This window comes from Ruminococcus sp. zg-924 (assembly GCF_024433635.1).
In the GTDB taxonomy this organism is placed as follows: Bacteria; Bacillota; Clostridia; order Oscillospirales; family Acutalibacteraceae; genus UBA7067.
In genome coordinates this window covers 1-25,363 of sequence record NZ_WNJZ01000002.1, presented here as the reverse complement: position 1 = coordinate 25,363, position 25,363 = coordinate 1, and the positions used below count along the sequence as shown (strand labels likewise).

At 41.9% G+C, this 25,363-nt stretch carries 26 protein-coding genes and 1 pseudogene; 2 read left to right on the top strand and 25 right to left on the bottom strand.

Annotation, left to right across the window (positions count from 1 at the left end; translation table 11 throughout):
- Positions 1-76 precede the first annotated feature (76 nt).
- Positions 77-1,072 (top strand): DUF4003 family protein, encoded by a 996-nt coding sequence (locus GMA13_RS01270; protein ID WP_255882379.1) that lies wholly within the window; start codon positions 77-79, stop codon positions 1,070-1,072.
- A 69-nt stretch (positions 1,073-1,141) separates the two neighbouring features.
- Here the strand turns inward: GMA13_RS01270 and GMA13_RS10545 are convergent.
- The 25 genes and pseudogenes from GMA13_RS10545 to infC all read right to left on the bottom strand — a co-directional run bounded on the left by GMA13_RS10545 (position 1,142) and on the right by infC (position 24,461).
- Positions 1,142-1,972 (bottom strand): annotated as a pseudogene (locus GMA13_RS10545) (carbon-nitrogen hydrolase family protein).
- A 121-nt stretch (positions 1,973-2,093) separates the two neighbouring features.
- Positions 2,094-2,558: a CD1247 N-terminal domain-containing protein gene (locus GMA13_RS01255; RefSeq protein ID WP_255882376.1), complete on the bottom strand. Its 465-nt coding sequence runs from the start codon at positions 2,556-2,558 to the stop codon at positions 2,094-2,096.
- 15 nt (positions 2,559-2,573) lie between these two features.
- On the bottom strand, positions 2,574-3,131 hold the full coding sequence (efp, locus tag GMA13_RS01250; protein ID WP_255882375.1) for an elongation factor P: 558 nt from the start codon (positions 3,129-3,131) through the stop codon (positions 2,574-2,576).
- Between the two features lie 103 nt (positions 3,132-3,234).
- Positions 3,235-4,329, bottom strand: a complete 1,095-nt coding sequence (locus GMA13_RS01245; RefSeq protein WP_255882374.1) for an aminopeptidase P family protein — start codon at positions 4,327-4,329, stop codon at positions 3,235-3,237.
- Positions 4,330-4,337: 8 nt separating this feature from the next.
- A complete protein-coding gene (aroQ, locus tag GMA13_RS01240) occupies positions 4,338-4,769 on the bottom strand; it encodes a type II 3-dehydroquinate dehydratase (RefSeq protein WP_255882372.1) in 432 nt (143 codons plus the stop codon).
- A gap of 13 nt (positions 4,770-4,782) precedes the next feature.
- The gene (locus GMA13_RS01235) at positions 4,783-5,277 is read right to left on the bottom strand and encodes a YqeG family HAD IIIA-type phosphatase (RefSeq protein ID WP_255882370.1); all 495 of its coding nucleotides are present in this window, start codon (positions 5,275-5,277) and stop codon (positions 4,783-4,785) included.
- A 73-nt stretch (positions 5,278-5,350) separates the two neighbouring features.
- On the bottom strand, positions 5,351-5,527 hold the full coding sequence (gene rpsU / locus GMA13_RS01230) for a 30S ribosomal protein S21 (protein ID WP_022263647.1): 177 nt from the start codon (positions 5,525-5,527) through the stop codon (positions 5,351-5,353).
- Positions 5,528-5,650: 123 nt separating this feature from the next.
- Positions 5,651-8,059 (bottom strand): leucine--tRNA ligase, encoded by a 2,409-nt coding sequence (gene leuS, locus GMA13_RS01225; RefSeq protein WP_255882369.1) that lies wholly within the window; start codon positions 8,057-8,059, stop codon positions 5,651-5,653.
- Between the two features lie 25 nt (positions 8,060-8,084).
- The gene (gene rsfS, locus GMA13_RS01220) at positions 8,085-8,453 is read right to left on the bottom strand and encodes a ribosome silencing factor (protein WP_370687034.1); all 369 of its coding nucleotides are present in this window, start codon (positions 8,451-8,453) and stop codon (positions 8,085-8,087) included.
- Position 8,454: 1 nt separating this feature from the next.
- A complete protein-coding gene (yqeK, locus tag GMA13_RS01215) occupies positions 8,455-9,024 on the bottom strand; it encodes a bis(5'-nucleosyl)-tetraphosphatase (symmetrical) YqeK (protein WP_255882367.1) in 570 nt (189 codons plus the stop codon).
- Positions 9,025-9,047: 23 nt separating this feature from the next.
- Positions 9,048-9,647 (bottom strand): nicotinate (nicotinamide) nucleotide adenylyltransferase, encoded by a 600-nt coding sequence (gene nadD, locus GMA13_RS01210; RefSeq protein ID WP_255882365.1) that lies wholly within the window; start codon positions 9,645-9,647, stop codon positions 9,048-9,050.
- A 1-nt stretch (position 9,648) separates the two neighbouring features.
- On the bottom strand, positions 9,649-9,954 hold the full coding sequence (locus GMA13_RS01205) for a YhbY family RNA-binding protein (RefSeq protein ID WP_255882363.1): 306 nt from the start codon (positions 9,952-9,954) through the stop codon (positions 9,649-9,651).
- Positions 9,955-9,973: 19 nt separating this feature from the next.
- Positions 9,974-10,570: an RdgB/HAM1 family non-canonical purine NTP pyrophosphatase gene (gene rdgB / locus GMA13_RS01200; RefSeq protein WP_255882362.1), complete on the bottom strand. Its 597-nt coding sequence runs from the start codon at positions 10,568-10,570 to the stop codon at positions 9,974-9,976.
- Between the two features lie 20 nt (positions 10,571-10,590).
- Positions 10,591-11,508: a signal recognition particle-docking protein FtsY gene (ftsY, locus tag GMA13_RS01195; RefSeq protein WP_255882361.1), complete on the bottom strand. Its 918-nt coding sequence runs from the start codon at positions 11,506-11,508 to the stop codon at positions 10,591-10,593.
- 17 nt (positions 11,509-11,525) lie between these two features.
- Positions 11,526-15,095 (bottom strand): chromosome segregation protein SMC, encoded by a 3,570-nt coding sequence (gene smc / locus GMA13_RS01190; protein WP_255882360.1) that lies wholly within the window; start codon positions 15,093-15,095, stop codon positions 11,526-11,528.
- Positions 15,096-15,120: 25 nt separating this feature from the next.
- Positions 15,121-16,119, bottom strand: coding sequence for an elongator complex protein 3 (locus tag GMA13_RS01185; protein ID WP_255882359.1), 999 nt, complete (start codon positions 16,117-16,119; stop codon positions 15,121-15,123).
- Positions 16,116-16,799, bottom strand: a complete 684-nt coding sequence (gene rnc, locus GMA13_RS01180; RefSeq protein WP_370687033.1) for a ribonuclease III — start codon at positions 16,797-16,799, stop codon at positions 16,116-16,118. Before rnc ends, GMA13_RS01185 begins: the two co-directional genes overlap by 4 nt.
- A 17-nt stretch (positions 16,800-16,816) precedes the next feature.
- Positions 16,817-17,803: a phosphate acyltransferase PlsX gene (gene plsX, locus GMA13_RS01175; RefSeq protein ID WP_255882357.1), complete on the bottom strand. Its 987-nt coding sequence runs from the start codon at positions 17,801-17,803 to the stop codon at positions 16,817-16,819.
- A gap of 10 nt (positions 17,804-17,813) precedes the next feature.
- Positions 17,814-19,133 carry a methylenetetrahydrofolate--tRNA-(uracil(54)-C(5))-methyltransferase (FADH(2)-oxidizing) TrmFO gene (gene trmFO, locus GMA13_RS01170; RefSeq protein WP_255882355.1) on the bottom strand — a complete coding sequence of 440 codons (1,320 nt, stop codon included), beginning with the start codon at positions 19,131-19,133 and terminating at the stop codon, positions 17,814-17,816.
- A gap of 3 nt (positions 19,134-19,136) precedes the next feature.
- On the bottom strand, positions 19,137-21,221 hold the full coding sequence (topA, locus tag GMA13_RS01165; RefSeq protein WP_255882354.1) for a type I DNA topoisomerase: 2,085 nt from the start codon (positions 21,219-21,221) through the stop codon (positions 19,137-19,139).
- Positions 21,222-21,235: 14 nt separating this feature from the next.
- A complete protein-coding gene (dprA, locus tag GMA13_RS01160) occupies positions 21,236-22,474 on the bottom strand; it encodes a DNA-processing protein DprA (protein WP_255882353.1) in 1,239 nt (412 codons plus the stop codon).
- Entirely contained in the window at positions 22,467-23,255 is a 789-nt protein-coding gene (locus tag GMA13_RS01155) for an RNA methyltransferase (protein ID WP_255882352.1), read from the bottom strand. Before GMA13_RS01155 ends, dprA begins: the two co-directional genes overlap by 8 nt.
- A 72-nt stretch (positions 23,256-23,327) precedes the next feature.
- The gene (gene rplT, locus GMA13_RS01150) at positions 23,328-23,681 is read right to left on the bottom strand and encodes a 50S ribosomal protein L20 (protein ID WP_255882351.1); all 354 of its coding nucleotides are present in this window, start codon (positions 23,679-23,681) and stop codon (positions 23,328-23,330) included.
- A 36-nt stretch (positions 23,682-23,717) separates the two neighbouring features.
- Positions 23,718-23,915, bottom strand: a complete 198-nt coding sequence (gene rpmI / locus GMA13_RS01145; RefSeq protein WP_255882350.1) for a 50S ribosomal protein L35 — start codon at positions 23,913-23,915, stop codon at positions 23,718-23,720.
- A gap of 21 nt (positions 23,916-23,936) precedes the next feature.
- On the bottom strand, positions 23,937-24,461 hold the full coding sequence (gene infC / locus GMA13_RS01140) for a translation initiation factor IF-3 (protein WP_255882349.1): 525 nt from the start codon (positions 24,459-24,461) through the stop codon (positions 23,937-23,939).
- 346 nt (positions 24,462-24,807) lie between these two features.
- Here infC and GMA13_RS01135 point away from each other — a divergent pair.
- On the top strand, positions 24,808-25,363 hold a 556-nt coding region (locus tag GMA13_RS01135; RefSeq protein ID WP_255910252.1), incomplete at its 3' end, for a helix-turn-helix domain-containing protein.

The following is a 25,363-nucleotide window of genomic DNA, read 5'->3' as shown; positions in this document are numbered from 1 at the left end:
TAGCGGCACAGCAACAAACTGTGCCGCTTTTTCAGAATTTCCACTTATGTGATTTAAAGGTGAATGGAGAATAATTATGGTTGAAACACTGCTGGCTCGCTGTGAGCTTTTTGCACGAAATCTTGAGATGATGAAGCAAAGCTTCAAATGGGAGTCATCTCAGCTTTATCCACTTTGCGCAAATATATACACACAAAACGGCATTGAGCTTGAACCTAAGAGAATCAAAACCTCGAAGGACATAATTAAAGAGAATACAAACTTTTTCTCAAATTTCAGAAGCACTACAACAACAATACTGCTTGCAACGCTTTTGTCAATTGAGAACAATCCTCAGGAGGTTTTCACTGAGGTATATAACACATATGAAATGCTTAAGGAGGTTTTTTCCTCCTCCTCTTACCTTACACTTGCTGCCTATATGATTGTTAAGCTTTCCTCCCCTGAATATTACGAGAGCGTTACAAATCAAACCAGAGAAATATTTGATATGATAAAAAAGGAGCATTTCTTCCTTACATCATCGGAGGATTGCCTTATTGCTGTACTGTTTGCGCTAAATAGTAAAATTCACAACGATACTATATCAACATCACAAATACTGTTTGAAATGTTAAAGCCGGTAATAAGCCACGGCAACACAGTTCAGGCTATTTCCAATATTCTTGCATTAAGCGATAAAGACACAAAGCTACTCGCAGACAAGACAACGGCTATTATTTATGTGCTTCGCACTCACGGCTATAAGCTTACAAGCGGAGTTGACATGGCCGTATTTGGTGCTTTAGCTATATCGGATATCAGTGTTGAACAGATTGTCAAAGATATACTTGAAGTAAACGCATATCTTCTTACTGTTAAAGGATTTGGAAATGTGCTGACAGAATCAAAGATAATGGACCCTAAGCTTTTGCCGAAACGCAGACTTATTCACAGTGCAATTATTGTACTTAACGAATACGCAAAAAAAGCACGTGATAACAGCGATTCCAATACAGCAAGCGAACTTAATAGCGCAGAGCTGATGGCAACACTTTACTCTATTATTTCGTTTAGTCCGTCAAATGTATAAAGATAAACAACGCAATTAATCAAGGCTGTAAGAACGTTAATTTTCATCGTTCTTACAGCCTTTGTTATTTCACCGTATAAACGGCTCTTTAATTTCACCATTTAACAAATCAGAATAAGCATTCACTTTACGGAAGGTATTACCCAACATTTCAAGCTTTCGATAGTCACGAAGCTCTGCTAAATCAAAATCAGCATAAAATAAGCCTTCTGTTATTTCATCAGCGATAAGAAGTGTATTATCTACACATAAACCGTTTCTATCCCAACAGATTGGTGAGTATGCGCAAGAACACCCTGAATTTTTTCCGGTTGGATTTGCCATAGCAACTCCAACCATATTTTCATAGGCACGGGTAGAAAGCGCTTGCACTCTGGGTAACATTGAGGAGCAGTCGTTAGGAACTAAAATAATTTCTGCTCCCTTAAGCATTAATATTCTTGCGCTTTCAGGATATTACCTATCGTAGCAAATCATTACTCCAAGCTTAACGCCGTGAAAATCACATACTTTAAATTCATCTCCGTTCTCCAAGCAGGATTCATCGGCAAAATCACAAGTATGAACCTTTGAATATTTCATTAATATATTCCCAAGCTTATCTATTATATAAGCAGAGTTTTGAGGGTTGTTTCTCCCTTTTGTGAAAGCCGTTGCCACGACCCCTACTCCATACTTTTTTGCAGCACAACAAATCAGATTTATATATTCATTATCATCAGACAATGCTTGTCTGTTATTTATCGGCATTTTATAGCCGGTAATAAAGCATTCCGGCAGCAGCAATATGTCTGCTCTGTTATTTGCAGCCTCATTAAGCTTATTGATTACAATTGACGTGTTATCTTCTATATTCATTGGTTTTGAGCGCATTTGTAAAACTGCTACTTTGAAACTCATAATTTATCACCATAAAACATATTGAATTAAAAAACAAAACAAAACAGCACCAAATATGAGTGAACAAATTTGGCGCTGAAAAATTAAAATTTGTAAGTTTTATTTGAAAACTATGTTTCTCTTAGTCCTCGTCATGGTTATGACCGCAGTCCTCACAGCCGCAATCACACTCGTCCATTATATCAGAGAAGTCGAACTCCAAAGCTTCGCCGCATTTTGGGCAGCTTGTTTCGCCGCAGAGAAGCACATCCTCCTGAAGATTGATAACCTCGCCGCATGTTGGGCATGTTACTTCGTAGTAAACATCTTCGTCATCGTCAAAGCAATCACAGTCATCATACTCGTCATAATCATCGCAGTCACAATCACCGTAAAGCTCGTCCTCAACATCAGCAAGAGCCTCATCAATCTCGTCAACCTCATCGGTAAGCTCGCCTACGGCATCGTCAATATCCTCAACAGTCATAGCCATATCGCTGAGCAAATCGAGAATAGCCTTCATAACCTTTGTTTCGTCCTTGCTCTCGTCAAGCTTAAGGCCGTCAATCAAGCCCTTGATATATGCTGCCTTTTCAGTTAATGTCATAATTTTTCTCCTTAATTATGCACGGGACATATATTCGCCTGTGCGTGTGTCAATTTCAATCTTGTCACCCTCATTGATGAAGATAGGAACCTTAATTTCTGCTCCGGTTTCAACAATGGCCGGCTTTGTTACGTTAGTTGCAGTATCGCCCTTAACACCCGGCTCAGTCTCTGTAACCTCAAGAGTAACAAAGTTTGGCGGCTCTACGCCGAAAACATTGCCCTTGTATGAGAGAACCTTGCAAACCATATTCTCTTTAACAAACTTGAAGTTGTCACCGAGAACAGTGCTGCCGATCGGGGTCTGCTCGTAGGTTTCGTTATCCATGAAATAGTAAAGATCTCCATCATTGTAGAGATACTCCATATCCTTTCTCTCAATGAAAGCGGTCGGGTACTTATCGTTAGGGTTGAAGGTTTTTTCAACCACAGCACCTGTGATTACGTTTCTGATTTTTGTACGAACGAAGGCAGCACCCTTGCCCGGCTTAACGTGCTGGAACTCGATGATTGAAACAACCTGTCCATCCATTTCAAAAGTTACGCCGTTTCTGAAATCGCCTGCTGAAATCATATTAATATCCTCCTTTGTGTTCTTGGTAATTAACTAATCATACCAGTATCAAATTGATTATACTAAATTTTCACGAAAAAATCAACCATTTACACCCAATATCTTACAAAATAATAAGCTCTTTGGTTACATTTGTGAAGTTTTTCATTCCGTCTTGTGTTAATAAAACCATATCCTCTATTCTCACACCAAATTTTTCGGGCAGATATATTCCCGGCTCACAGGTAATAACCATTCCTTCACTTAATATCTGGCTATTATTCACGGAGACAGCAGGAAACTCGTGAATATCAAGACCTACGCCGTGACCTGTTGAGTGACCAAAGCATTCGCCGTAGCCCTCAGCTATAATTACATCTCTTGCAGCTGCGTCAACAGACGCACAGCTAACTCCCGGCTTAATTTGCGCCAGAGCCGTGGTCTGAGCATTTAAGACTATATTATATATCTTCTCCTGCTCATCGCTTACAGAGCCGACAGCGACCGTTCGTGTCATATCGCTGTGGTAGCCATCAAACAGTACGCCTATATCCATAGTAAAGAAGTCGCCGCTGTTGATAACAGTATTACCCGGCACTCCGTGCGGCTTTGAGGTGTTCGTCCCTGTAATAGTAATTAAATCAAAGGCTACACCGTCTGCACCCTTTTTTCTCATAAGATACTCAAGTTCAAGTGCAATGTCACGTTCAGTAACACCGGGTTTAATGTAATTAAGAATTTCAAGGTAGGCATCCTCAGTTATGCGCTGGGCCTCTTCGAGCTTTTCTATTTCGTCCTGTGTTTTTATTATTCGCAAATTATTAATAATTTTATCAAGATAATTTGTAAAGGAGCACTTTACCTCACAGGCTTTGAGCATACTTTTGTATAGCTCTGCCTGCGCAAGAGTTATGCCTTCGTTTTCAAAATATGTCTTCTTAATGCAATGCTTTTTACAGAGCTTTTCAAGAGTGTCGGAAAGCTTGGTGTATACGATAACATCAATATGCTTTATATTCTGTTTCGCAGCCTCGCCGTATCGAAAATCAACAATAAAATATGCGCTTGACCTGGTAATCAGCACAAGACCGGCTGAGGATTTGAAGCCTGTCAGATAGAGTCTGTTTTGATTTGAAAGTATTATAGCCGCTTCGCCGGGCTGAGTTAGACCGAAACGGATTCTTTTTATTCTCTTTTCAAGATAATCTATCTGTTCCATATATTACCTCACATCATTAGAAGAGCATCAATGGCAAGAAAATAAGTATACTTGCCGAAACCTGAAATTTGGCCAACGCACTCGGGCGCAATAACCGACTTATGCCTGAATTCATCTCTTGCATGAATGTTCGACATATGAGCCTCAATAAACGGAACGGACTTTACACAGTTTATTGCATCACGCAGTGCATAGCTGTAATGGGTGTACGCTCCGGCATTGATTACTACGCCGTCATATACTCCGAGCACAGAATGGATTTTGTCGATAAGAGCACCCTCGCAGTTGCTTTGGAAAACGTCAAGCTCCACTCCCTTTTTTTCGGCGTACGCCTTTACGTCAATATTAATGCTCTCGGCGGTTTCTACGCCGTAAATTCCCTTTTCACGAATACCTACCATATTGAGGTTCGGACCTAAAATTAAAAGAATTTTTTTCATTATATTATTCCTCCTAAAACGGATTAATATTATTGAGAATTTTTTTCTCAAACGATTTAAACATTTTTCTCCTCACTGTGACAGAAGAAGGCTCGTTGTTGCTGTCAATCGGAGAAACAAGCATTGTTTTAAACAGCATAAGCTTGCCTGCTAAAATATCGTTAAACACCTGATCGCCTACAACCATAATTTCGCTGTGGCAAGCCTTTGAGCGTATCCACGCACGCAGCATTCCTAACGGCGACGGCTTGAGCGAAAAATCAATCAAATCACAATGCAGTGCATCAGCAAACGGCTTTATTGCTTTTTTGAAGTTATTTGTGCACAGGAGAATAGTAATCCCTTCCGACTTCAATTTTGAAATAAAGGCTTTTGTTTTATCATCGGGCAATGCAGAATTGTATTTCCTTATTGTATTATCAACGTCTAAAATCAGGCATTTAACCCCAATTTTACTTAAAATTTCGGGTGTAAGCTCATACACGCTTGAAAGATGATATGTTTTCATAATATCCTCATATTCAAAAAAGCAGGCGGAAAGCCTGCTTTTTGATAGTAAGTATTAGCAACTAAAGGAAGCATTATTTGAATTTACGCTTACGAGCTGCCTCAGACTTCTTCTTACGCTTTACAGAAGGTTTTTCATAAGCTTCTCTTTTGCGAACTTCAGCTATAACACCGGCTCTTGCGCACTGCTTCTTAAATCTTCTAAGAGCACTTTCCAGAGATTCGTTGTCTTTAATTCTGATTTCTGCCATTTATCTTCCCTCCCATCCGCCATCCGGCAGGGGTTAATCGCATAATTGCAAAATAAATTATACAATATTTATCCTGCAAATGTCAAGCTATTTATTCACAAATCGACCGAAATTTACAGATTTTTATTTTGCCACAATGTTTACAAGCTTTCCCTGCACATAAATCTCCTTAATTATGTTTTTACCATCAATTAAAGGAGCTACCTTGCTGTCAGATTTTGCCTGTAACAAAACATCGTTCTTATCTGCGTCAACGGCAATTGTGAGCCTTGTTTTTATTTTTCCGTTAACCTGTACGGCTATTTCAACAGTATCGTCTTTACACTTACTCTCGTCATATTCAGGCCATGACTGCTGAGCTACCATTCCCTCGCCAAGCTTGCATACACTCCAGATTTCCTCTGTAATATGAGGTGCAAATGGGTTTAAAAGTATAGTAAATGTTGAAAGCTCTTTCTTATTAATTTTGCCCTGTGCAGCAATCTCATTCATAAGAGCCATCAGCGCTGCAATAGCTGTGTTGAACTTGATATTTTCAATATCGTCCGAAACCTTCTTAATTGTCTTATGGAAAGCGCTTTCAAGCTCACTGCTGTACTCATTGCCGTCAACAAGAATATCCTGTAAGGAGAAGAATCTCTCCAGGAAGCGGCGGCAACCTCTAATGCTTGCCGGATTCCACGGAGCAGCCTTTTCAAAATCGCCTATAAACATTTCATAAAGGCGCATTGTGTCGGCGCCGAATTCATTTACAATATCGTCCGGATTTACAACATTGCCTCTTGATTTACTCATCTTCTCGCCGTTCTCGCCAAGTATCATACCATGGCTTGTACGCTTTGCATACGGCTCCTTTGTCGGAACAACGCCCAAATCATAAAGGAACTTATGCCAGAAGCGGCTGTAAAGCAGATGAAGCGTTGTATGCTCCATACCACCGTTATACCAGTCAACAGGCGACCAATACTCCAAAGCCTCCTTTGAGGCAAGAGAGTCTTTATTGTGCGGGTCCATATATCTCAGGTAATACCAAGATGAACCTGCCCACTGCGGCATAGTATCTGTTTCACGGTGAGCCTTGCCACCGCATTTTGGGCAGGTTGTTTCAACCCAATCCGTAATGTTTGCAAGCGGAGATTCGCCGTTCTCTGTCGGCTCATATGACTCAACCATAGGCAGTCTAAGCGGCAATTCGCTTTCGTCAATAGGAACATATCCGCACTTATCACAGTAAACTACCGGAATAGGCTCGCCCCAATAACGCTGACGAGAGAATACCCAGTCACGCAGCTTGTAGTTCACCTTCTGCTTACCTACACCGTTTTCTGAAAGCCACTCAATTATTTTAACCTTAGCCTGCTCAACGCTTAAGCCGTCAAGCATACCGGAATTTACCATAACACCTGTTGCGCAGTCAGTAAATGCTTCGTTCTGAACATCACCGCCCTTAACAACCTCGATAATCGGCAAATTAAACTTCTTTGCAAATTCCCAGTCACGTGTATCGTGAGCAGGAACAGCCATAATTGCGCCTGTACCGTAGGATACAAGAACATAGTCAGAAATGAAAATTGGAATTTCATTGCCGTTTACAGGGTTGATAGCAGTAACACCGTCCAGCTTTACGCCTGTTTTATCCTTTGCAACCTCTGTACGCTCAAAATCAGACTTTCTTGCAGCTTCCTGCTGATAGGCTCTGATTTCATCCATATTCTTAAGAGTGTCACTCCACTTTTCAATAAGAGGATGCTCAGGTGAAATAACCATATATGTAGCGCCGAAGAGTGTATCAGGTCTTGTTGTATAGATAGTCAGCTTGTCGCCTGTTGAAGTTTCAAAATCAACCTCAGCGCCTGTTGAACGGCCAATCCAGTTCTTCTGCTGCGCCTTAACTCTTTCAGGGTAATCAACAAGGTCAAGGTCATCAATAAGTCTGTCAGCATATGCTGTAATTTTAAGCATCCACTGTGACTTAACCTTTCTTACAACCTCGCTGCCGCAACGCTCGCAAACACCGTTAACAACTTCCTCATTAGCAAGAACGCATTTACAAGATGTGCACCAGTTAACAGCCATTTCCTTTTTATAAGCAAGACCTTTTTTGAGCAGCTGAAGGAAAATCCACTGCGTCCACTTATAATATTCAGGGTCGGTTGTGTTTATTTCACGGCTCCAGTCAAAGGAAATACCAAGCGACTGAATCTGCTCTTTAAAGTGAGCAATATTTTTCTTTGTAACAATTTCCGGATGAATGTGGTTTTTAATAGCGTAGTTTTCAGTCGGAAGTCCAAAAGCGTCCCAACCGATAGGATAAAGCACGTTATAACCCTGAAGCCTGCGCTTTCTTGCAACTGTATCAAGCGCTGTATACGGTCTTGGGTGTCCAACATGAAGCCCCTGTCCTGATGGATAAGGAAATTCAATGAGAGCGAAAAACTTCTTTTTATCGCTGTTTTCCTCAGCGTGGAAAACTCCTGCTTCCTCCCAAGCTTTTTGCCATTTTGGTTCAATTGATTTGTGATCGTATTTCAAAAAAATCCCTCCGCTTAGTATTGTCTTAGTCTTGCTTTAAGATGTCTGAAATGTCAACATCTGTGCCGTCCTGCCACAATCTTTCAAGATCATAGAATTCACGAGCCTCCTCAGAGAAAACGTGAACTATAACGTCAACATAGTCAAGCAAAATCCAGCTGTCATTACGGTGGCCCTCAATATGACTTACCGAAATGCCTGCCTCGTCAAGCTTATATTCAACCTCTTCAGCCATAGCCTTAATTTGTGTGCTGTTTGTACCGGCAGCAATTACCATATAATCTGCCAAAGTTGAAACAGCGTCAATTTTAATGAGTCTTATATCATGACCCTTTTTTCCGTCAAGCGCCTTTGCGGCGATTTTTGCAGTTTCTAATGATGTCAAATTTTTCACCTCAAAATGTGTAGTTGATTGTTATATCGTTATAGCAGTCTATTGCGTTTGGGTCTATAATTCGCTCACGCTTAATTAAGTCTGAAAGCGTGAAGGAAAGACCGTAGTGCATAGCCTCCTCTAAGCTTTTTCTTGATTTTTTTCTCATAACGTCAACGTCGTCGTAATCACGTTCCTCACTTGTGAAATCGGCAACAAAAATTATCTTTTCAAGAATGCTCATTCCTGCCCTTCCGGAGGTATGATATCGTACGGCGTTTATGATATCCTGATCGGTAATTCCAAGCTCTGATTCAATATAAGCTGCACCCGAAAGCGAATGCCACAGCTTTGGAGATGACAGCTGTAATTTAGAGAGTATTATACCATTTTTCTCCATGATTTGCAACTGCTCTTCATGAGGCGTTTCCTTAGTGATATCGTGCAAAATTCCGGCAAGCTCCGCCTTTTCGGGGTCTGCACCATAGAGCTTTGCAAGCTTAATCGCTTCTTTTGAAACATTTTCACTATGGCTAAAGCGTTTTTCACCCATTCTTGACTTTACAATCTTTCTGTATTCCTTGAAAGTCATAATGATACCTCCCTGTCAAAACATCATATATAAAGACCGTTACGCTTGATATAGTCATAAACCTCGGGAACAACGAGGCTTAGTATAGATTCGCCGGACTTGACGGCGCTTCTTACCTGTGTTGAAGAAACAGTCATTACCCTGCCTTTCAGGATAACGCTTTCACATCCAAATCTTTTTAAAAATCTTGAATGGTTTTCAAGCATTAAAACATCGTCGCTGTTTCGTGATATGGTACAAATCTTTGCAAGCGCACATATCTGCTCCGGCTGATACCAGCTTTGGAGTGACATATACATATCCGCACCGATAATGAGATAAAGTTCACTGCCTTTATACAGTGTTTTCAATGCTTTGAGTGTGTCAACGGTATAGCTGCTGCCGCCTCTTTTTATCTCAATATCGCTCACTTTTATCTTGTTATTATATTTTTCAAGCAAAGCGCACATATTTAATCTGTGCTCGGCTGTAACCATTCCGTTTGCTGATTTATGCGGCGGAGAAAACACGGGAACAAGCAGCAGAGTATCAAGCTCAAGTGCTTCAATATACGCCTGAGCAAGCTGCAAATGCCCTATATGAGGCGGATTGAAGCTGCCGCCGAACATCGCAATTTTTTTCATATTATCTCTTTTTTGCCTTCGGTAGCTCTATTTTTGGTTCCTTTTCATTGCGCTTATACAAAACAAATTTTGTGCCGATAACCTGCACAACCTCTGCTTTGATTTCTGCAGAGATTTCCTCAGCAGCTTCTCTTGGAGTTATTCCGGCGCTTTCAAGCACTTTTCCCTTTACAAGCTCTCTCTTATGAATAGCGTCTGATGCCTGTTTTATAATCTGGTCGTTCATACCGCCCTTGCCTACCATCAGAATAGTGTCTTGGGTTGTAGCAAGTGAACGAAGATATGCTCTTTGTTTACTCGTTAACATATATTGTCCTCACTTCGTCTTAGTTTAATCTTTTTTCAAGCTCTTCCTTTAATGCTCTCAGAGCATTTCCCCTATGACTTATTTTATCCTTTTCAGAATCACTTAACTGCGCAAAGCTTTTTCCGCCTTCTACAATAAACACAGGGTCGTATCCGAAGCCGCCGTTTCCTTTGGGTTCAAAGGCTATTGTGCCGGGGCATTTGCCGTTTACCTCAATCATACTGCCGTCCTCTAAAACACAGCAGATTGAGCAAACAAAGGTAGCTGTTCTGTCCTTTTCGGGAACATCTTTAAGCTCACCAAGAAGCTTATTGATTTTGTCACCGTCGCTTGCGCCCTCTCCAGCATATCTGGCGGAATATACTCCGGGTGCTCCGTTTAGCGCATCAACCATCAAGCCTGAATCATCTGCTATTGACGGCATATTGCACCTTTTATAAGCCGCAAGAGCCTTAATCCTTGCATTTTCCAAAAAGGTTGTGCCTGTTTCCTCAACGTCGCCTAAGTCAACTCCCGCCTGCTTTGCTGTGAGAGCTTTAATTCTAAGTGGATTTAAAATCCTGTCAAGCTCTGCAACCTTGTGCACATTGTTTGAGGCTATAATAAAGCTTTTCATATTATATTTCCTTTCAGGGATTATTTATCATCTCTTGCAAATAAAGCTTTAGCGAAATCGTCGCTGTTAAACGGCTGTAAATCGTCAATCTGCTCGCCTACACCAATGTATTTAACGGGAACGTCAAGTTCCTCTTTTATTGAAAGCACAACGCCGCCCTTGGCGGTACCGTCAAGCTTTGTCAGAACAATTCCTGTGATACCCGCTGCATTTTTAAACTCACGAGCCTGATTTACAGCGTTCTGACCTGTTGTTGCATCAAGAACAAGAAGATATTCCTTGTCAGCTCCCGGAAGCTCACGGTCTATAATTCTGCTGATTTTTGAAAGCTCATCCATAAGGTGTTTTTTGTTGTGAAGCCTACCTGCTGTGTCACAGATAATAACATCTGCACCCTTAGCCTTTGCAGAGGAAATTGCGTCAAATACAACAGCCGCAGGGTCTGAGCCTTCGTTTTGCTTTACTATTTCACACTTGCAGCGATCCGCCCAGATTTCAAGCTGATCAATAGCGGCTGCTCGGAAGGTATCTGCCGCTGCAAGTAAAATCTTTTTGCCCTGCATACGCAGACTGTTTGCAAGCTTACCGATAGTAGTTGTTTTTCCAACACCATTTACACCAATAACAAGTATTACAGACGGCTTTGTGTTAAGCTGAAGCTCCTCTCCGCCACGTAGAAGCTCGGCGACTGTTTCCTCAAGAAGTCTGTGAATTTCGTTCGGATCTGTTATTCCCTGTTTTTTAACCTTTGTTCTGATTTCGTCCGTAATTTTTGTTGCGGTAGCCATGCCAACGTCGCCCATTACAAGCAGTTCCTCAAGCTCTTCAAAAAGCTCCTCGTCAATCTTGGTGAACGATTTAAGCATAGTGTCAATTTGACCTACAACCGCATCTCTTGTTTTTTTAAGACCTTCTTTTATTTTGCTGAAAAAGCCCATTTATATCATTCCTTTATCTATTTTACTCCCGTTGCCTGTGAAACCTCAGTGGAGTGCATTTCAAGAAGCTTTGACACACCCTTGTCCTGCATAGTTACTCCGTAGAGAACGTCTGCTTCTTCCATTGTACCTCTTCTGTGTGTAATCAAAATAAACTGAGTTCTGTCATTCATATTTCTCAGATATGAGGCGAAGCGGTATACGTTTACATCGTCAAGTGCCGCTTCAATCTCGTCCATTACGCAAAACGGAGCAGGACTTACCTTCATTATAGCAAAATACAGCGCAATTGCAACAAGAGCTTTTTCGCCGCCCGAAAGCGCTTCAAGATGCATAACGATTTTTCCCGGCGGGTGCACATTTATTTCAATGCCGCTTTGCAGGATATCGTCGGGGTTTGAAAGTTCCAGAAAAGCGTTGCCGCCGCCGAAAAGTTCTTTGAAGGTTGCTTTGAAGTGTTCGTTGATTTTGTCAAATCGTTCAACAAAAAGCTCCTGCATTTGTTTAGTGAGGTCATTTATAAGCCTTAGAATTTCGCTGCGTGATTTTTCAACATCGCTCACCTGAGCACTCAAAAATTCATATCGCTCAGATACCTCTTTATATTCCTCAATAGCGCCTACATTGACTGAGCCTAAAGCCTTAATTTTACTCTTAAGCTCATTTAAACGCCTTCTTGCCGCTGCAACATCCTCAAGCGGTTTTACGGTTTGCTCAGCTTCACGGCGAGTAAGCTCGTATTCCTCCCAAAGCTTTGAGATAATATCGTCATACTGCTTTTGGAGGTTCATTTTACGCTCCTCAAGTCGTGCAAGTTCACGGCCTGAAAGCTCCTTTTCGCTTATCTTTTCCTTTTCAAGCCTTCTTAAATCAGCGCTCGCCTTTTCAAGCTTCATTCTGTCCTGATTAAGCTCTGCTATTCTCTCGTTTTTCTCTTTTATTTCATTCGTGTATTTCTCTATTAAAGAATTAAGCTCATCAATCTGGTGCTGAATACTGATATTCTTTTCCTTTAGCAGCTCAATTTCAGAAAGCAAGCTTTTCTTTCTTGCCTCCTGCGTTGTGCCTGTACTTAAGGCAAGGTTTATTTCAGCCGTTAAAACCTCAATGTCCTTATCAAGCGACACTCTTTGTAGGTTAAGCGATTGAAGCTGCTCAGATATTTCCTCTCGCTTTCTTGAATACTCCTCGCCTGTGCCTGCAATTTCCTTCGACTTTTCTTCAATCTCACTAATCTGATTATTTATTTTTTCCAGCTCAGACGCCGCATTATCTGCATTATCAAGCAAAGCCTTGGCATTGCCTGTTCGTGTTTTAAGCTCTGATTCATATTCAGCAATGGTACGAAGCTCGCCGTTATACTCATTTTTGCAAGTGGTAGATTCGGCTTCAAGCCTTATCTGTTGTTCCTTAAGCTTCGCAATCTGAGCTTGGAATACAGTAATTTCAGCCTCGTCCTTTTGAATTTCGCTTACTGTTTGCTTATATTTCAGCGCAGCCTCGTCCTGCTTTTTTGTAAGCTCGATATCATGCTGTTTTAGGCTTTCGATCTCACTAACCCTACTTAAAAGTCCTGATTTTCTTGCAAGCGAACCACCTGTAAGCGAGCCGCCGGCGTTTACTACCTGTCCGTCAAGGGTTACAATCTTGAATCTGTATGAATACTGCTTGGCGATTTTAACGGCGCAGTTCAAGTCCTCAGCTATTACTATTCTGCCGAGAAGGGAGCTTAGGATACCGTTGTATTCCGGAGCACATGAGCAAAGAGCCTGCGCTATTCCGACAAAGCCCTCGCAGCGTTCAAGTCCGTTTTCGTTAAGGCTTTTGCCCTTAATTGTAGTCATTGGCAAGAATGTGCATCGTCCGCCGTCACGCTTTTTGAGCATATTAATAGCAGATTTTGCGTCGTTTTCAGTACCTGTTACAATATTCTGCATAGCGGCGCCCAAGGCGGTTTCAATTGCAACCGTGTATTGCTTAGGTACCTGAATAACTCTTGATACAGGGCCATGAATACCGCTGAGAGTTCCACGCTCGCTTTCCTTCATTACTATTTTAACACTGTGGTTAAAGCCTTCAAGGTTTTTCTCCAAATCTTCCAAAAGCTTTATTCTGCGACGATTTTCAAGTGTATCAAGTACAAGCTTGTCTGCAAGCTTTTTGTCTGCTTCAGCCTTGTTTTTCTTGGAATCTATTCTTAGCTTTAAACCGTTGCAGGAGTTATTGAGAGATACAAGCTTCTGTGCATATTCCTTTTCACGGCGCTCATAGCCTTCAAGCATTTTGGACAACTCAGATAGCGTCTTTTTTGCCTGCGCTATTTCAGCGTTCAGGCGACTGATTCTCTCCTCGTTTTCCGCCACAGATGATGCACTTGTCATATGCTTAACCTTGATATCGGCAGCCTGAGCAGTAAGCTTTGTGATAGAAAAGCTGAGCTGCTGCATTAGCTGTGAATTCTCACCCGTTACAAGGTTGATTTCAGCAAGCCGCCTGGCAAGCTTATCATACTCTTCTTTAAGCATATCAATTTTCTGTTTCTTTTCCTCAATCTGAGCTTTCTTTCCCTCTATATCCTTCTCCAAGTTTGAAAAGGAAGAATCAAGTGTTAAAATTTCGCTCTCTATTCTCTTTTTATTCTCGTTATTGTGATAAATATTGTTTTCAGCAACAGAGATAAACGAACGCTTTTCCGCCGTTTTCTCTTCAAGAGAAGATATTTCTCCTCTGACCTGCTCAATTAAGCCTGAGTATTCTCCGCCTTTAAGGTAATATTCCTCTGTTTGAGCCGATATTTTATCAAGTTCCTCCGCCGCAGATTCGTTTTGACTGCGTGCAATCTCTATTTTTTCCTCATGCTCACGAAGAACTCCTGCTGATTTCTCTAAGGTATCGAGCCACAAGGCTATTTCAATCTCTTTTTTCTCTGAGGAATATTCTAAGAATGCGGTTGCCTTTTCAGACTGCTTTCTCAGAGGCTCGACTCTATCCTCAAGCTCGGTTACAATATCACGCAGGCGCAAAAGGTTTTCCTCTGCGCTTTTGAGCTTTCTTTCAGCCTCAATCTTGCGGTAGCGGTAACGAGAAATTCCGGCTGCTTCTTCAAATATTTCTCGTCTGTCCTCACTTTTTGAAGCAACTATGCTGTCAATCTTGCCCTGACCAATCATAGAATAGCCGTCTCTGCCAAGTCCTGTGTCCATAAAAAGCTCATGGATGTCCTTAAGACGTACAGAGGCTCTGTTGATTAAATACTCGCTGTCGCCGCTTCTGTAATATCTTCTTGTAACGGCGATTTCGTCACCATCAAACTCAAGAGCACGATCCTTATTATCTATTGTCAGCGTAACCTCAGCATAGCCCTGTTTTTTTCTTTGATCGGTGCCATTAAAGACAACGTCCTCCATTTTTGAACATCTTAGCGATTTTGGCGACTGTTCACCGAGCACCCATCTTATAGCGTCGCTTATATTGCTTTTTCCGCTGCCGTTAGGTCCGACTACTGCCGTTATTCCCTTGTCAAAGCTTAATTTTGTTTTATCAGGAAAGGTTTTGAATCCCTGTATTTCGAGTGATTTTAGTAGCACTGTTTCACCTCTTTGCTAAACAATATCATTCAATCGGTGTTAACTTAAATTTACCGTCTTGTATCTGTTGGTTTTGAATTATACGTACATCATATCCTGAATCTCTCAAGCACTCTATATTCGCCTTTTTCTGACCGAGTGCCTTTGATAAGTAGGAAGGATTAACCTCTGCAACATATGAAGTATATCGCTCATTCTTAACCTCATTCAAGAATTTATCTACGAACAGCTTACTTTCGCAAAGCTCACGAAAAGCAGGATGGTACGGCCCTGCGATATATTCCTTTTTCAGAGATGGACTGTCGTGCAGACCAAGGCGTATAACCTTGATATTCATATTATCAAAAAAATCAAGAAGCTTTGCGCAGAGATTTACAGCCTCTTCAAGCGACTGGGGATAATATTTTCCCGTAAGGCAAAGTATCGCAAGCTCTGTGTACTTCAAAACAATAGTGGGATAAATTCGCATTGTATCCGGCTGTAAAAGCGACAACTGCTGTGCAGTGTATATATCCTTTTTCTCATCGCTTTTGTATAGTCCCGTCATCATCTGAAGTCCAAGTGAAAAGCCGTTTTGCTTTATAAGCTCGCAAGCTTCTACAACATTCTGCGCTGAGTGACCCCTCTTGTTAGCCTTAAGCACCTCGTCGTCCATACTCTGTGCGCCAAGCTCTATTGAGGTGACGCCGTACTTTTTGAGTGTATCGAGTATTTCCTGATTTATGTAATCGGGTCGGGTTGATATTCTTATTCCCTTGAACAGCCCTTGTGACACATATTGATACGCAGCTTGAAGGAGCATTTCCATATACTCAGGGTCAATTCCCGTAAAACTGCCGCCGAAGAAGGCTATTTCAGACTCCTTAGAATAGCCGCCGGAATAAAGCGATGTTTCAACAGCGGATATAACATCCTCTTTGGTCACGTTCGACGTGCAGCCTGTTATTTCATTTTGATTGCAAAAGGTACATTGATTAGGACAGCCTTTATGCGGCACAAAAATTGCTACGTTTGAGCGTTTCAATATCCCATCAGCTCCAATGCTTCTCTTGCTGCCTGCTGCTCGGCTTCCTTTTTACTCCTGCCGCCACCCTTGCCGACAACATTGCTGTTTAGGTGAACCTCGACGGTAAAGTGCTTATCGTGATCCGGACCGGATTCACCGGTAAGAACATAAGAGATTTTTTCTTCGGGGTTTTTCTGGACAATCTCCTGAAGCTTAGTTTTATAGTCAATAAAATTATGATTTCTGTGATTTTTAATATCGTCAACAACAAATCCAAGAACGAATTTTCTTGCGCACTCTATTCCGCCGTCAAGGTAAATTGCGGCAATGACTGACTCGAATGCGTCAGCCAAGATTGACGAACGGGTTCTGCCGCCGTTTTTACTTTCACCTCTGCTCAAAAGGAGGTATTTTCCCAAATTAATTGAACGGGCATAAACAGCAAGCGTTTTTTCGCACACAAGAGATGCTCTGAGCTTTGTAAGCTCACCCTCCGGTAAATCGGGACAATGTTTGAAAATATAATCCGACACAATTATACTTAAAACAGAGTCACCCAAAAACTCCTGTCGTTCGTTACACACAACCTCGCCTTTTCGTTCGTTAGCATATGAGGAATGTGTTAAAGCGATTTTTAAGTATTCTATATTTTTGAAATCATATCCAAGTGTTTTGCAGAATTGCTCCAACTCAATCACCTTTAATCTTTATGTAATTATAAATTTATATTAGCTGCAATTTCATTGACAACATTATTTTTGACGAACTCAACAATAAGACCAACTGCGCTTTTTATTGTACGAGCCTTTGAGCTGCCGTGAGCCTTAAACACAGGCTTTGTAACACCGAGTATAGGAGAGCCGCCATACTCATTGTAGTCAAACTGCTTTTTCATTTTCTTCATATCCGAAAGAACCATTGCGGCAGCAAGCTTGTTTTTGAGATTTTTGGTTAAAATACCCTTTATCATACCCATAAGTGCACCGGCTACACCCTCGTACATTTTTAAGATGATGTTACCCGTAAATCCGTCTGCAACAACTACGTCGCTTTCACCCTCAGGAACCCCTCTGCCCTCTACGTTTCCTATAAAGTTAAGATTAGACGCCTTTAATTGCTGATAAGCCTCCTGATACAGTGCAGTACCCTTGTGCTCCTCACTGCCGCAGTTTGCAAGGCCAATTGTAGGGTTATCAATTCCGATAACCTTATTCATATAAATAGAACCCATAACTGCAAACTGGGTAAGCATTTCCGGTCGGCACTCAACGTTTGCCCCGCCGTCAATAAGCATTGAACAGCCGCTGAGCGTTGGCAAAACAGGAGCAAACGCCGGGCGCTTAACACCCTTGATTCTCTTTATAATCATTGTTGCCCCCATAACAAGAGCACCGCTGTTTCCTGCTGATATGAACGCATCACCCTCACCCTTAGCAAGAAGTTCAAAACCGAGCGCCATTGACGAATTCTTCTTCGTCTTTATAACGGCAGACGGGTCATCCTCCATTGTAATCACCTCATCTGCGTTTACAATTTGCATATCATCAATTTTTATATCGTTCTGTGTGGCAACCAAACGAATCTTACGCTCACTGCCTGTAAGAAGAATATCTACACCATATTCATCCTTTGCCATACGTGCACCCTTGATTATTTCAAGAGGTGCGTTATCGCCGCCAAAGGCATCGATAATTATTTTCATAAAATTACTCCTATATATCAAGTCCGTTATCCAGTATAAAAGCCTTAAGGCTTTCAAAGGAACGGTTTGCATATTTTTCAGCTTTCAGCTTTTTATCTCTGATTTTTTCATCAAGCGCAGGTAAAATGCCGAGGTTTGCGCCCATTGGCTGAAATTTTGTAACACTTTCATCTGTAATGTATCTGCTCAATGCGCCTATCATAGTATTCTCAGGCAACGTTACGGTATCTAACCCCTTTAACAGTCTTGCGGCGTTAATACCTGCAATAAGTCCCGAAGAGGCTGATTCCATATAACCCTCAACTCCGGTAAGCTGACCTGCGAAAAACAAATTACGATTGCTTTTGCTGCTATAATCGGAGCAAAGTACCCTTGGTGAGTCAATAAAGGTGTTACGGTGCATAACGCCGTAGCGAATGAAGTCAGCGTTTCTGAGCGCAGGAATCATTGAGAATACTCGCTTTTGCTCAGGAAACTTCAGGTTTGTCTGAAAGCCGACAAGGTTATAAAGTGTTCCTGCTGAGTTTTCACGCCTGAGCTGAAGCACCGCCCAAGGTCTGTGACCTGTGTTCGGGTCAATTAGTCCAACAGGCTTCATAGGGCCAAAACGAATTGTGTTTTTACCACGCTGAGCCATTATTTCAATTGGCATACAACCCTCGTATACCCTTGGGTTTGCAACGTCAAAATCGTGAAGCGGCGCTCTTTCGGCTGAAATAAGCTCCTCCTCAAATTGTTCAAATTCCTCTTTATTCATCGGGCAGTTGATGTAATCATTCTCGCCGCCATTGTCATATCTTGAAGCGGTAAATGCGCACGACATATCAATGCTTTCCGCTGAAACAATTGGCGCAGCTGCGTCAAAAAAGCTTAATGCTCCGCCGAACAACTCCTTTATTTTATCCGATAATGCTTGAGATGTTAATGGTCCGGTTGCAACAACTGTGATATCTGAAAAAACAAGTCTTGAAACCTCACCCTCGATTATTTCAATGTTTTCATTATTCTTAATTTGCTCGGTTACAAGTGAAGAAAATATATCCCTGTCAACCGCCAAGGCTCCGCCTGCCGGAACCGTGCATTTGTCGGCGCACTGCATCAAGAGAGAATTAAGCATTCTCATCTCTTGCTTAAGCATACCTGCAGCACTTGCAAAGCGTGCCGCCTTTAACGAATTTGAACAGACAAGCTCAGCAAAATTGTCCGAGCTGTGTGCAGGTGACTTTTTCTGTGGCTTCATCTCGTAAAGACGAACCCTTATTCCCCGCTTTGAAATTTGCCAAGCCGCCTCGCAGCCTGCAAGACCTGCTCCGATAACATTGACTGTCATTAATTAATCTTCCTCTATCGTTTTCTGATAACCGCAGCCTTCCTTTGCGCAGAAAAGCGAGGGCTTTTTGCCCTTTTTCTTGTAAAGGATCTCTCCGCAAAGAGGGCATTTCTCGTTTACAGGCTCATTCCACGAAACAAAATCACAATCCGGATAATTGCTGCAACCGTAGAAGATCCTGCCCTTTTTGGTTTTTCTTACAATTACGTTGCCTCCGCACTTTGGGCATTTTACGCCCGTTTCCTGAACGAACTTCTTTATATTCTTACATTCAGGATAACCCGGACATGCAATGAACTTGCCATATCTGCCAACCTTAACAACCATTCTTCTGCCGCAAAGCTCGCAGATATAGTCTGTTTCGTCCTCTTTAAGCTGAATTTTTACACCCTGCATTTCTTCCTTAGCTTTTTTGAGTGTTTTATCAAAATCACCGTAAAAGTTATCAAGAACCTCTACCCACTGCTCCTTACCTTGCTCTACCTTATCAAGGTCCTGCTCCATCTGCGCCGTAAATTTGACATTTACAATCTTAGGGAAGCGTTCCTGCATTAGCTTTGTTGTAACCTCACCAAGCTCGGTTGGTTTAAATGTTTTATTCTCTCTTGTTACATATTCACGTTGAGTAATAGTTGTGATTGTAGGAGCGTAGGTTGACGGCCTGCCTATTCCGTTTTCTTCAAGCGCTTTAATTAAAGAAGCTTCAGAATAGCGTGCCGGCGGCTGAGTGAAGTGCTGAGCCGGAACAATCTCCTTAAGCTTTAGCGGCATATCCTGCTCAAGCGGAGGAAGCTGCTTTTCCTTTTCCTCCTCAACGTCCTTGCCCTCAACATAGAGAGTTGTGAAACCGTCAAAGTCCACAATATAACCTGAGGCTTTTAAGATATAATCGCCTGCCTCAATTTCAGCTTGAGTAGTTTTATGAATACAATCAGCCATCTGGCAGGCTGTAAAGCGTTCCCAAATCAATTTATAAAGCTTATACTGGTCAGAGGTGAGGCTCGGCTTAACGCTTGCTGGGTCAAGCGATACCATTGTCGGTCTTATAGCCTCATGTCCGTCCTGTGCGTTTGCACGTGATTTAAAGAATCTCGGCTTTGAAGGAAGATATTTATCTCCCCATCTGCCCTTTATATATTCAGTAACATCGTTAATTGCGTCATTTGAGATACGCAGTGAGTCCGTTCTCATATATGTTATAAGACCGACTGCGCCGTGCTCCGGAATTTCAACGCCTTCATAAAGCTCCTGCGCAACCTTCATTGTTCTTCTCGACTGGAAGCCAAGCTTTCTTGAAGCCTCCTGCTGAAGTGTAGATGTGATAAACGGCGGTGCAGGCGATTTTTTGCGTCTGCCGTGCTTAACCTTAGAAACCTTATACTCGGCATTTTCAAGCTGTGCAACTATTCTGTCAGACTGCTCCTTGTTTTCAACCTTTATTTTTCCGTTTTTATCACCGTATAGAGAGGCTGTTAGAATCTTACGGCTGCCTTTCGGGATAAGTTTAGCATCAATACTCCAATATTCTTCGGGCTTGAACGCACGGATTTCATTTTCCCTGTCAACAACAAGCTTTACAGCCACAGACTGAACACGTCCTGCCGAAAGTCCTCGTCTTATTTTCTGTGACAAAAACGGGCTGAGCTTATAACCAACAAGGCGGTCAAGAATTCTTCTTGCCTGCTGAGCATCAACAAGATTCTGGTCAATGGCTCTCGGATGGCTCATTCCGTTTTTTATTCCTGTTTGTGTAATTTCATTAAATTCAACTCTGTTTTGCTCACTTGTATCAAGGCCGAGCAGATATGCTAAATGCCACGAAATTGCCTCTCCTTCACGGTCAGGGTCGGTTGCGAGGTATACTGATTCGCTCTTTGCGGCTGCTTCTTTAAGCTCGTCAACAAGCTTTTCCTTGCCCTTTATTACAGCATATTTCGGCTCGAAATGCTTTTTTATATCAACGCTGAGTCTTGTTGCCGGCAGGTCACGCACGTGACCCTTTGAGGCTATAACACTGTATCCTGTGCCAAGATATTTCTTTATAGTCTTAGCCTTGGACGGTGACTCAACTATTACTAATTTTGACATATGTTAATCCTCCATTAATTGCGAATGTATCTTCCGCCTGAAACTGCCTGTGCAGCACCGAATATTTCAAGCTCAGTAAGTGACGCCATAACCGCTTGCGGCGGTATTTTCAGCTTGTCGGCAATTTCATCGACACACCTCGGCTTGTCACCGAGAGCGTCAAAAACAAGCCTTGCTTCATCTGATACACCGTCGGGACATTTTGGTGTTACTTGAGTTTGTTTATTATTCTGCCGATTGTTAAAATCAATATTCAGCGAAACGGCTTTATCAGGCTTGGGGGTATTTGCCGGTTTAACGGCAGTTCTCCTTCCTGCCACCGGAATATCGCTTACTTCATTTTCAGTGGCTATCACCGATTCGTGCTCTATCGTAAGCTTGTACCTTTGTGCATATTCTTCAACAATATCCCTGTAAGAAGTTACGGTTATAGCTCCCTGCTTAAGCAGTGCGTTTGTGCCCTGAGCACGAGCATTAGCAAGACTGCCCGGAACCGAGAAAACGTCCCTGTTTTGTTCAAGCGCAAGACGTGCCGTAATAAGCGATCCGCTTCTGACTCCTGCCTCAATCACAAGTACGCCGTTTGAAAGCCCTGATATAATTCTGTTGCGCTGAGGGAAGGAATAGCTTGACGGTGGGAAATCAGGCGGATATTCAGAGATGACTGCGCCCTTATTTGTTATTAGCCTTCTCATCTGAGCATTTTCAGACAGGTAGTTGTAGTTAATACCACAGCCGAGTACGCAGACTGTTACACCGTTGTTTTGAAGCACTCCTCTGTGTGAAGCGCAGTCAATACCAAGCGCACCGCCGCTGACTACGATAACACCGCACATTGACAAATCTCTGCCAAATGTAAAGGAATTGCGTATACCCTCGCTTGTGGCTGTTCTTGTTCCTACAACTCCAATTGTCAGCGTATTGTCAACATCGGGCATTTTGCCGCTGATATAGAGAACAACAGGCGGATTTGTAATTTCATAAAGGCGACTTGGGTAATCCTCGTCCTCAATTGATAAGATTGTGTAATTCAGCCTTTTGCATTTATCAACTATAACACGAGCGTCGTCAAGTGTATATGAGGAAAAGCGTTTTAATTGGTTTGGCGTAAAAAAACCGCTTTGACGTCGCATAAAAGCAGAGGCAGCGTATATCTCCTCAGCTGAGCCAAAAAAATCAAGCATCTCCTTAATTTTCTGGCAACTGTATCCGATACACTGCTGAAGCCAGACAGCGTAAAGAGGATTATTCATTCAAATTCCCCCTTACCATTTCCCACATCACAACAGAAGCTGCAACCGCAGCATTAAGAGATTCGGCGTTGCCTTTCATATTGATAGTTAGCCTTGAGTCGCAGAGATCTATCGCTTTTTGTGTAAGTCCGTTGCCTTCATTGCCTATGAGCGTACAGCAGGGTGTTGAAAAATCCGCCGACAATATTTCAATACCGTTTCTCGGCACTGCTGCATAGGTTTTTATGCCGTTATTATTTAGAGTTGTAAGCGTAAGATAGAAATCCTCTGCAATATAAAATTTCTGACGAAAAACTGCTCCCATACTTCCCCTTAACACCTTGGGGCTGAAAATATCGCAGCAGTCTTTTGACAGTATTACACAGTCTATTGCAAATGCCTCCGCACTTCTGAGTATTGTCCCCATATTCTGCGGATCCTGAACACACTCAAGAGCAACCGCCTTATTAAAGGCAAGGCTTCTTTCACCTACTTCCAGCATTTGACAAAGGAACATAACTCCCTGCGGAGTTTGAGTTTCGCAAACAGACTTAAAAAGTGAGTCCGCAAGAGAGTAACACTCAACACTTTTATCAAGTGAATCCACAAGCTCAGAATGCCTTTCAAGAGCAAACGTAGTAAAGAAAGCCGCCTTAATCTTTATGCCGCTTCTAAGCGCATCAGCACAAAGACGCACGCCTTCACACACAAAACATCCCTCTTTTTTTCTGAAAGAGGAGCTTGAATTAAGACGTGATATGTATTTTATGAGCTTATTGTCCTTGCTGTTAATCTCTCTCACGGTTATCACCAAACATTTTAACATTATGCGAAAAGAGCGTTTGGGGAGTTCCCAAACGCAGCTTTAGCTTTTTTATTGGGCGTTTTTAGCCTGCTCAACAAGCTTTGTAAATGCAGCCGGGTCTGAAATTGCAATCTCGGAAAGCATTTTTCTGTTAAGAGCTACGCCGGCTTTTTTAAGACCGTTCATAAATGTAGAATAGTTTGTATCATTCATACGGCAAGCAGCAGAAATACGGGTGATCCAGAGTCTTCTGAAATCTCTCTTCTTCTGCTTACGGCCAATATAAGCGTAGTTGCCGCTCTTCATAACAGCCTGCTTAGCCATCTTGAAGTGCTTGCTCTTAGCACCCCAATAGCCCTTGGCAAGCTTTAAAGTCTTTTTTCTTCTTTTGCGAGTCATCATCGCACCTTTTATACGAGCCATTATATATTACCTCCGTTGTAAACTTGTTTGCAGTGATTATTTATAAGGAATAAGTCTCTTAATCTGTGCTGTGTTTGTCTTGTCAGCTACAGTAGTCTGTCTTAAACCTCTTTTACGCTTTGTTGTCTTTTTGTTAAGGATGTGGCTCTTGTTAGCGTGAGCACGAATAACCTTACCATTTTTTGAAAGCTTAAAGCGCTTTTTTGCACCACTGTGTGTTTTAATCTTCGGCATTTGTATTTCCTCCTTGAAATTTTACTTAAGCGGCTTTGGAGCAAGGAACATTATCATACTACGTCCTTCGAGCTTTGCAGGCTTTTCGACATTTGCAACATCTTCACAACTGCCGGCAAACCTTTTCATGATTTCCGTACCAATTTCGGGATGACCCATTTCACGTCCTCTGAAGCGGATAGAAACCTTAACCTTATTGCCTGCGGCAATAAATTTTTTGGCATGAGAAAGCTTTGTGTTAAAATCGTGGGTATCAATATTTAAGGATAAGCGAATCTCCTTGATATCAATAACCTTTTGATTTTTCTTGGCTTCCTTTTCTCGTTTTGCTTGTTCAAAACGATACTTGCCGTAGTCCATAATTTTGCATACGGGCGGCTTAGCCTGCGGCGCAATCTTAACCAAGTCAAGATTTTGCTCAGCAGCCAGATTAAGCGCATTGTTAAGCGCCATAATACCAAGCTGCGTACCGTCAGAATTGATTACTCTCAATTCTCTGTCTCGAATTTCCTCGTTAATCTGAAGTTCCTGTTTGCTAATTGTCAAGCACCTCCAAAATGCACATTTAAAAGCATAAAAACAAAAGCGGACAGAACACTCCGCCCGCTACAATACACAGTCATAATAATACAAAAGTATTAAAAGAAACGTATTGACCCATAACAGACGGAACCGTATAGGTGAAAGCATTTCTGCCTTGCTTTATTGTTCGCTAAAGATTATACCAAACCACAAACGCAATGTCAATACTTTTTCGGAATTATTTTTAATCTCTGTGTGTAGGATTACAATTGATGTGTTACAAAAAGCAAAAAAAGTATAGCGAATAGAGAACCTCTGTGTTACAGTTAAGTTGCTAAACCAAAAAAGCAACAGGAGGAATCTATCCGCTATGAAAACTGTAACACAAACAATGAGGTATCGTCAAGCACTAATTTTATATGCAAATAAATATGGTGTAACAAAAGCAGCCATCAGATACAAAACAAACCGACAATATATCTATCGCTGGAAGAAAAGATATGATGGAACACTACAAAGTCTTGCAGACCGTTCACACAGACCCAATAGCCACCCGAATCAGCACACAGAATCCGAGCTGAAACTAATATCAGATATGCGAAGAAGAAACCCAAATGCCGGTCTTGTGGTGTTTTGGGTGAAGCTAAGGCAAAGGGGTTATTCTCGTTCAATAACAGGACTTTACAGAGTTTTAAAGAGAACAGAGCAAGGAGCAGTAAAACCACCAAACCCAAAGTATATTCCTAAACCATACGAAAAGATGTTGTTTCCCGGACAAAAAGTTCAGATAGATGTTAAGTTCGTACCGGATGCTTGTTTAGTAGGAGAAGCTAAAGGCAAGAAGTTTTATCAATACACAGCAATAGATGAATACTCAAGATTTCGCTATTTAGAGGCGTTTGAGGAGCACAGCACATATTCATCGA

Coding starts and splice junctions, on each gene's coding strand:
- GMA13_RS01270 (WP_255882379.1), top strand. CDS start 77: ATGGTTGAAACACTGCTGGCTCGCTGTGAGCTTTTTGCACGAAATCTT.
- GMA13_RS01255 (WP_255882376.1), bottom strand. CDS start 2,558: ATGACATTAACTGAAAAGGCAGCATATATCAAGGGCTTGATTGACGGC.
- efp (WP_255882375.1), bottom strand. CDS start 3,131: ATGATTTCAGCAGGCGATTTCAGAAACGGCGTAACTTTTGAAATGGAT.
- GMA13_RS01245 (WP_255882374.1), bottom strand. CDS start 4,329: ATGGAACAGATAGATTATCTTGAAAAGAGAATAAAAAGAATCCGTTTC.
- aroQ (WP_255882372.1), bottom strand. CDS start 4,769: ATGAAAAAAATTCTTTTAATTTTAGGTCCGAACCTCAATATGGTAGGT.
- GMA13_RS01235 (WP_255882370.1), bottom strand. CDS start 5,277: ATGAAAACATATCATCTTTCAAGCGTGTATGAGCTTACACCCGAAATT.
- rpsU (WP_022263647.1), bottom strand. CDS start 5,527: ATGGCAGAAATCAGAATTAAAGACAACGAATCTCTGGAAAGTGCTCTT.
- yqeK (WP_255882367.1), bottom strand. CDS start 9,024: ATGACTTTCAAGGAATACAGAAAGATTGTAAAGTCAAGAATGGGTGAA.
- nadD (WP_255882365.1), bottom strand. CDS start 9,647: ATGAAAAAAATTGCGATGTTCGGCGGCAGCTTCAATCCGCCTCATATA.
- GMA13_RS01205 (WP_255882363.1), bottom strand. CDS start 9,954: ATGTTAACGAGTAAACAAAGAGCATATCTTCGTTCACTTGCTACAACC.
- rdgB (WP_255882362.1), bottom strand. CDS start 10,570: ATGAAAAGCTTTATTATAGCCTCAAACAATGTGCACAAGGTTGCAGAG.
- ftsY (WP_255882361.1), bottom strand. CDS start 11,508: ATGGGCTTTTTCAGCAAAATAAAAGAAGGTCTTAAAAAAACAAGAGAT.
- plsX (WP_255882357.1), bottom strand. CDS start 17,803: ATGAAAATAATTATCGATGCCTTTGGCGGCGATAACGCACCTCTTGAA.
- trmFO (WP_255882355.1), bottom strand. CDS start 19,133: ATGACAGTCAATGTTATCGGAGCAGGTCTTGCAGGCTGCGAGGCGGCT.
- topA (WP_255882354.1), bottom strand. CDS start 21,221: ATGTCAAAATTAGTAATAGTTGAGTCACCGTCCAAGGCTAAGACTATA.
- dprA (WP_255882353.1), bottom strand. CDS start 22,474: ATGAATAATCCTCTTTACGCTGTCTGGCTTCAGCAGTGTATCGGATAC.
- rplT (WP_255882351.1), bottom strand. CDS start 23,681: ATGGCTCGTATAAAAGGTGCGATGATGACTCGCAAAAGAAGAAAAAAG.
- rpmI (WP_255882350.1), bottom strand. CDS start 23,915: ATGCCGAAGATTAAAACACACAGTGGTGCAAAAAAGCGCTTTAAGCTT.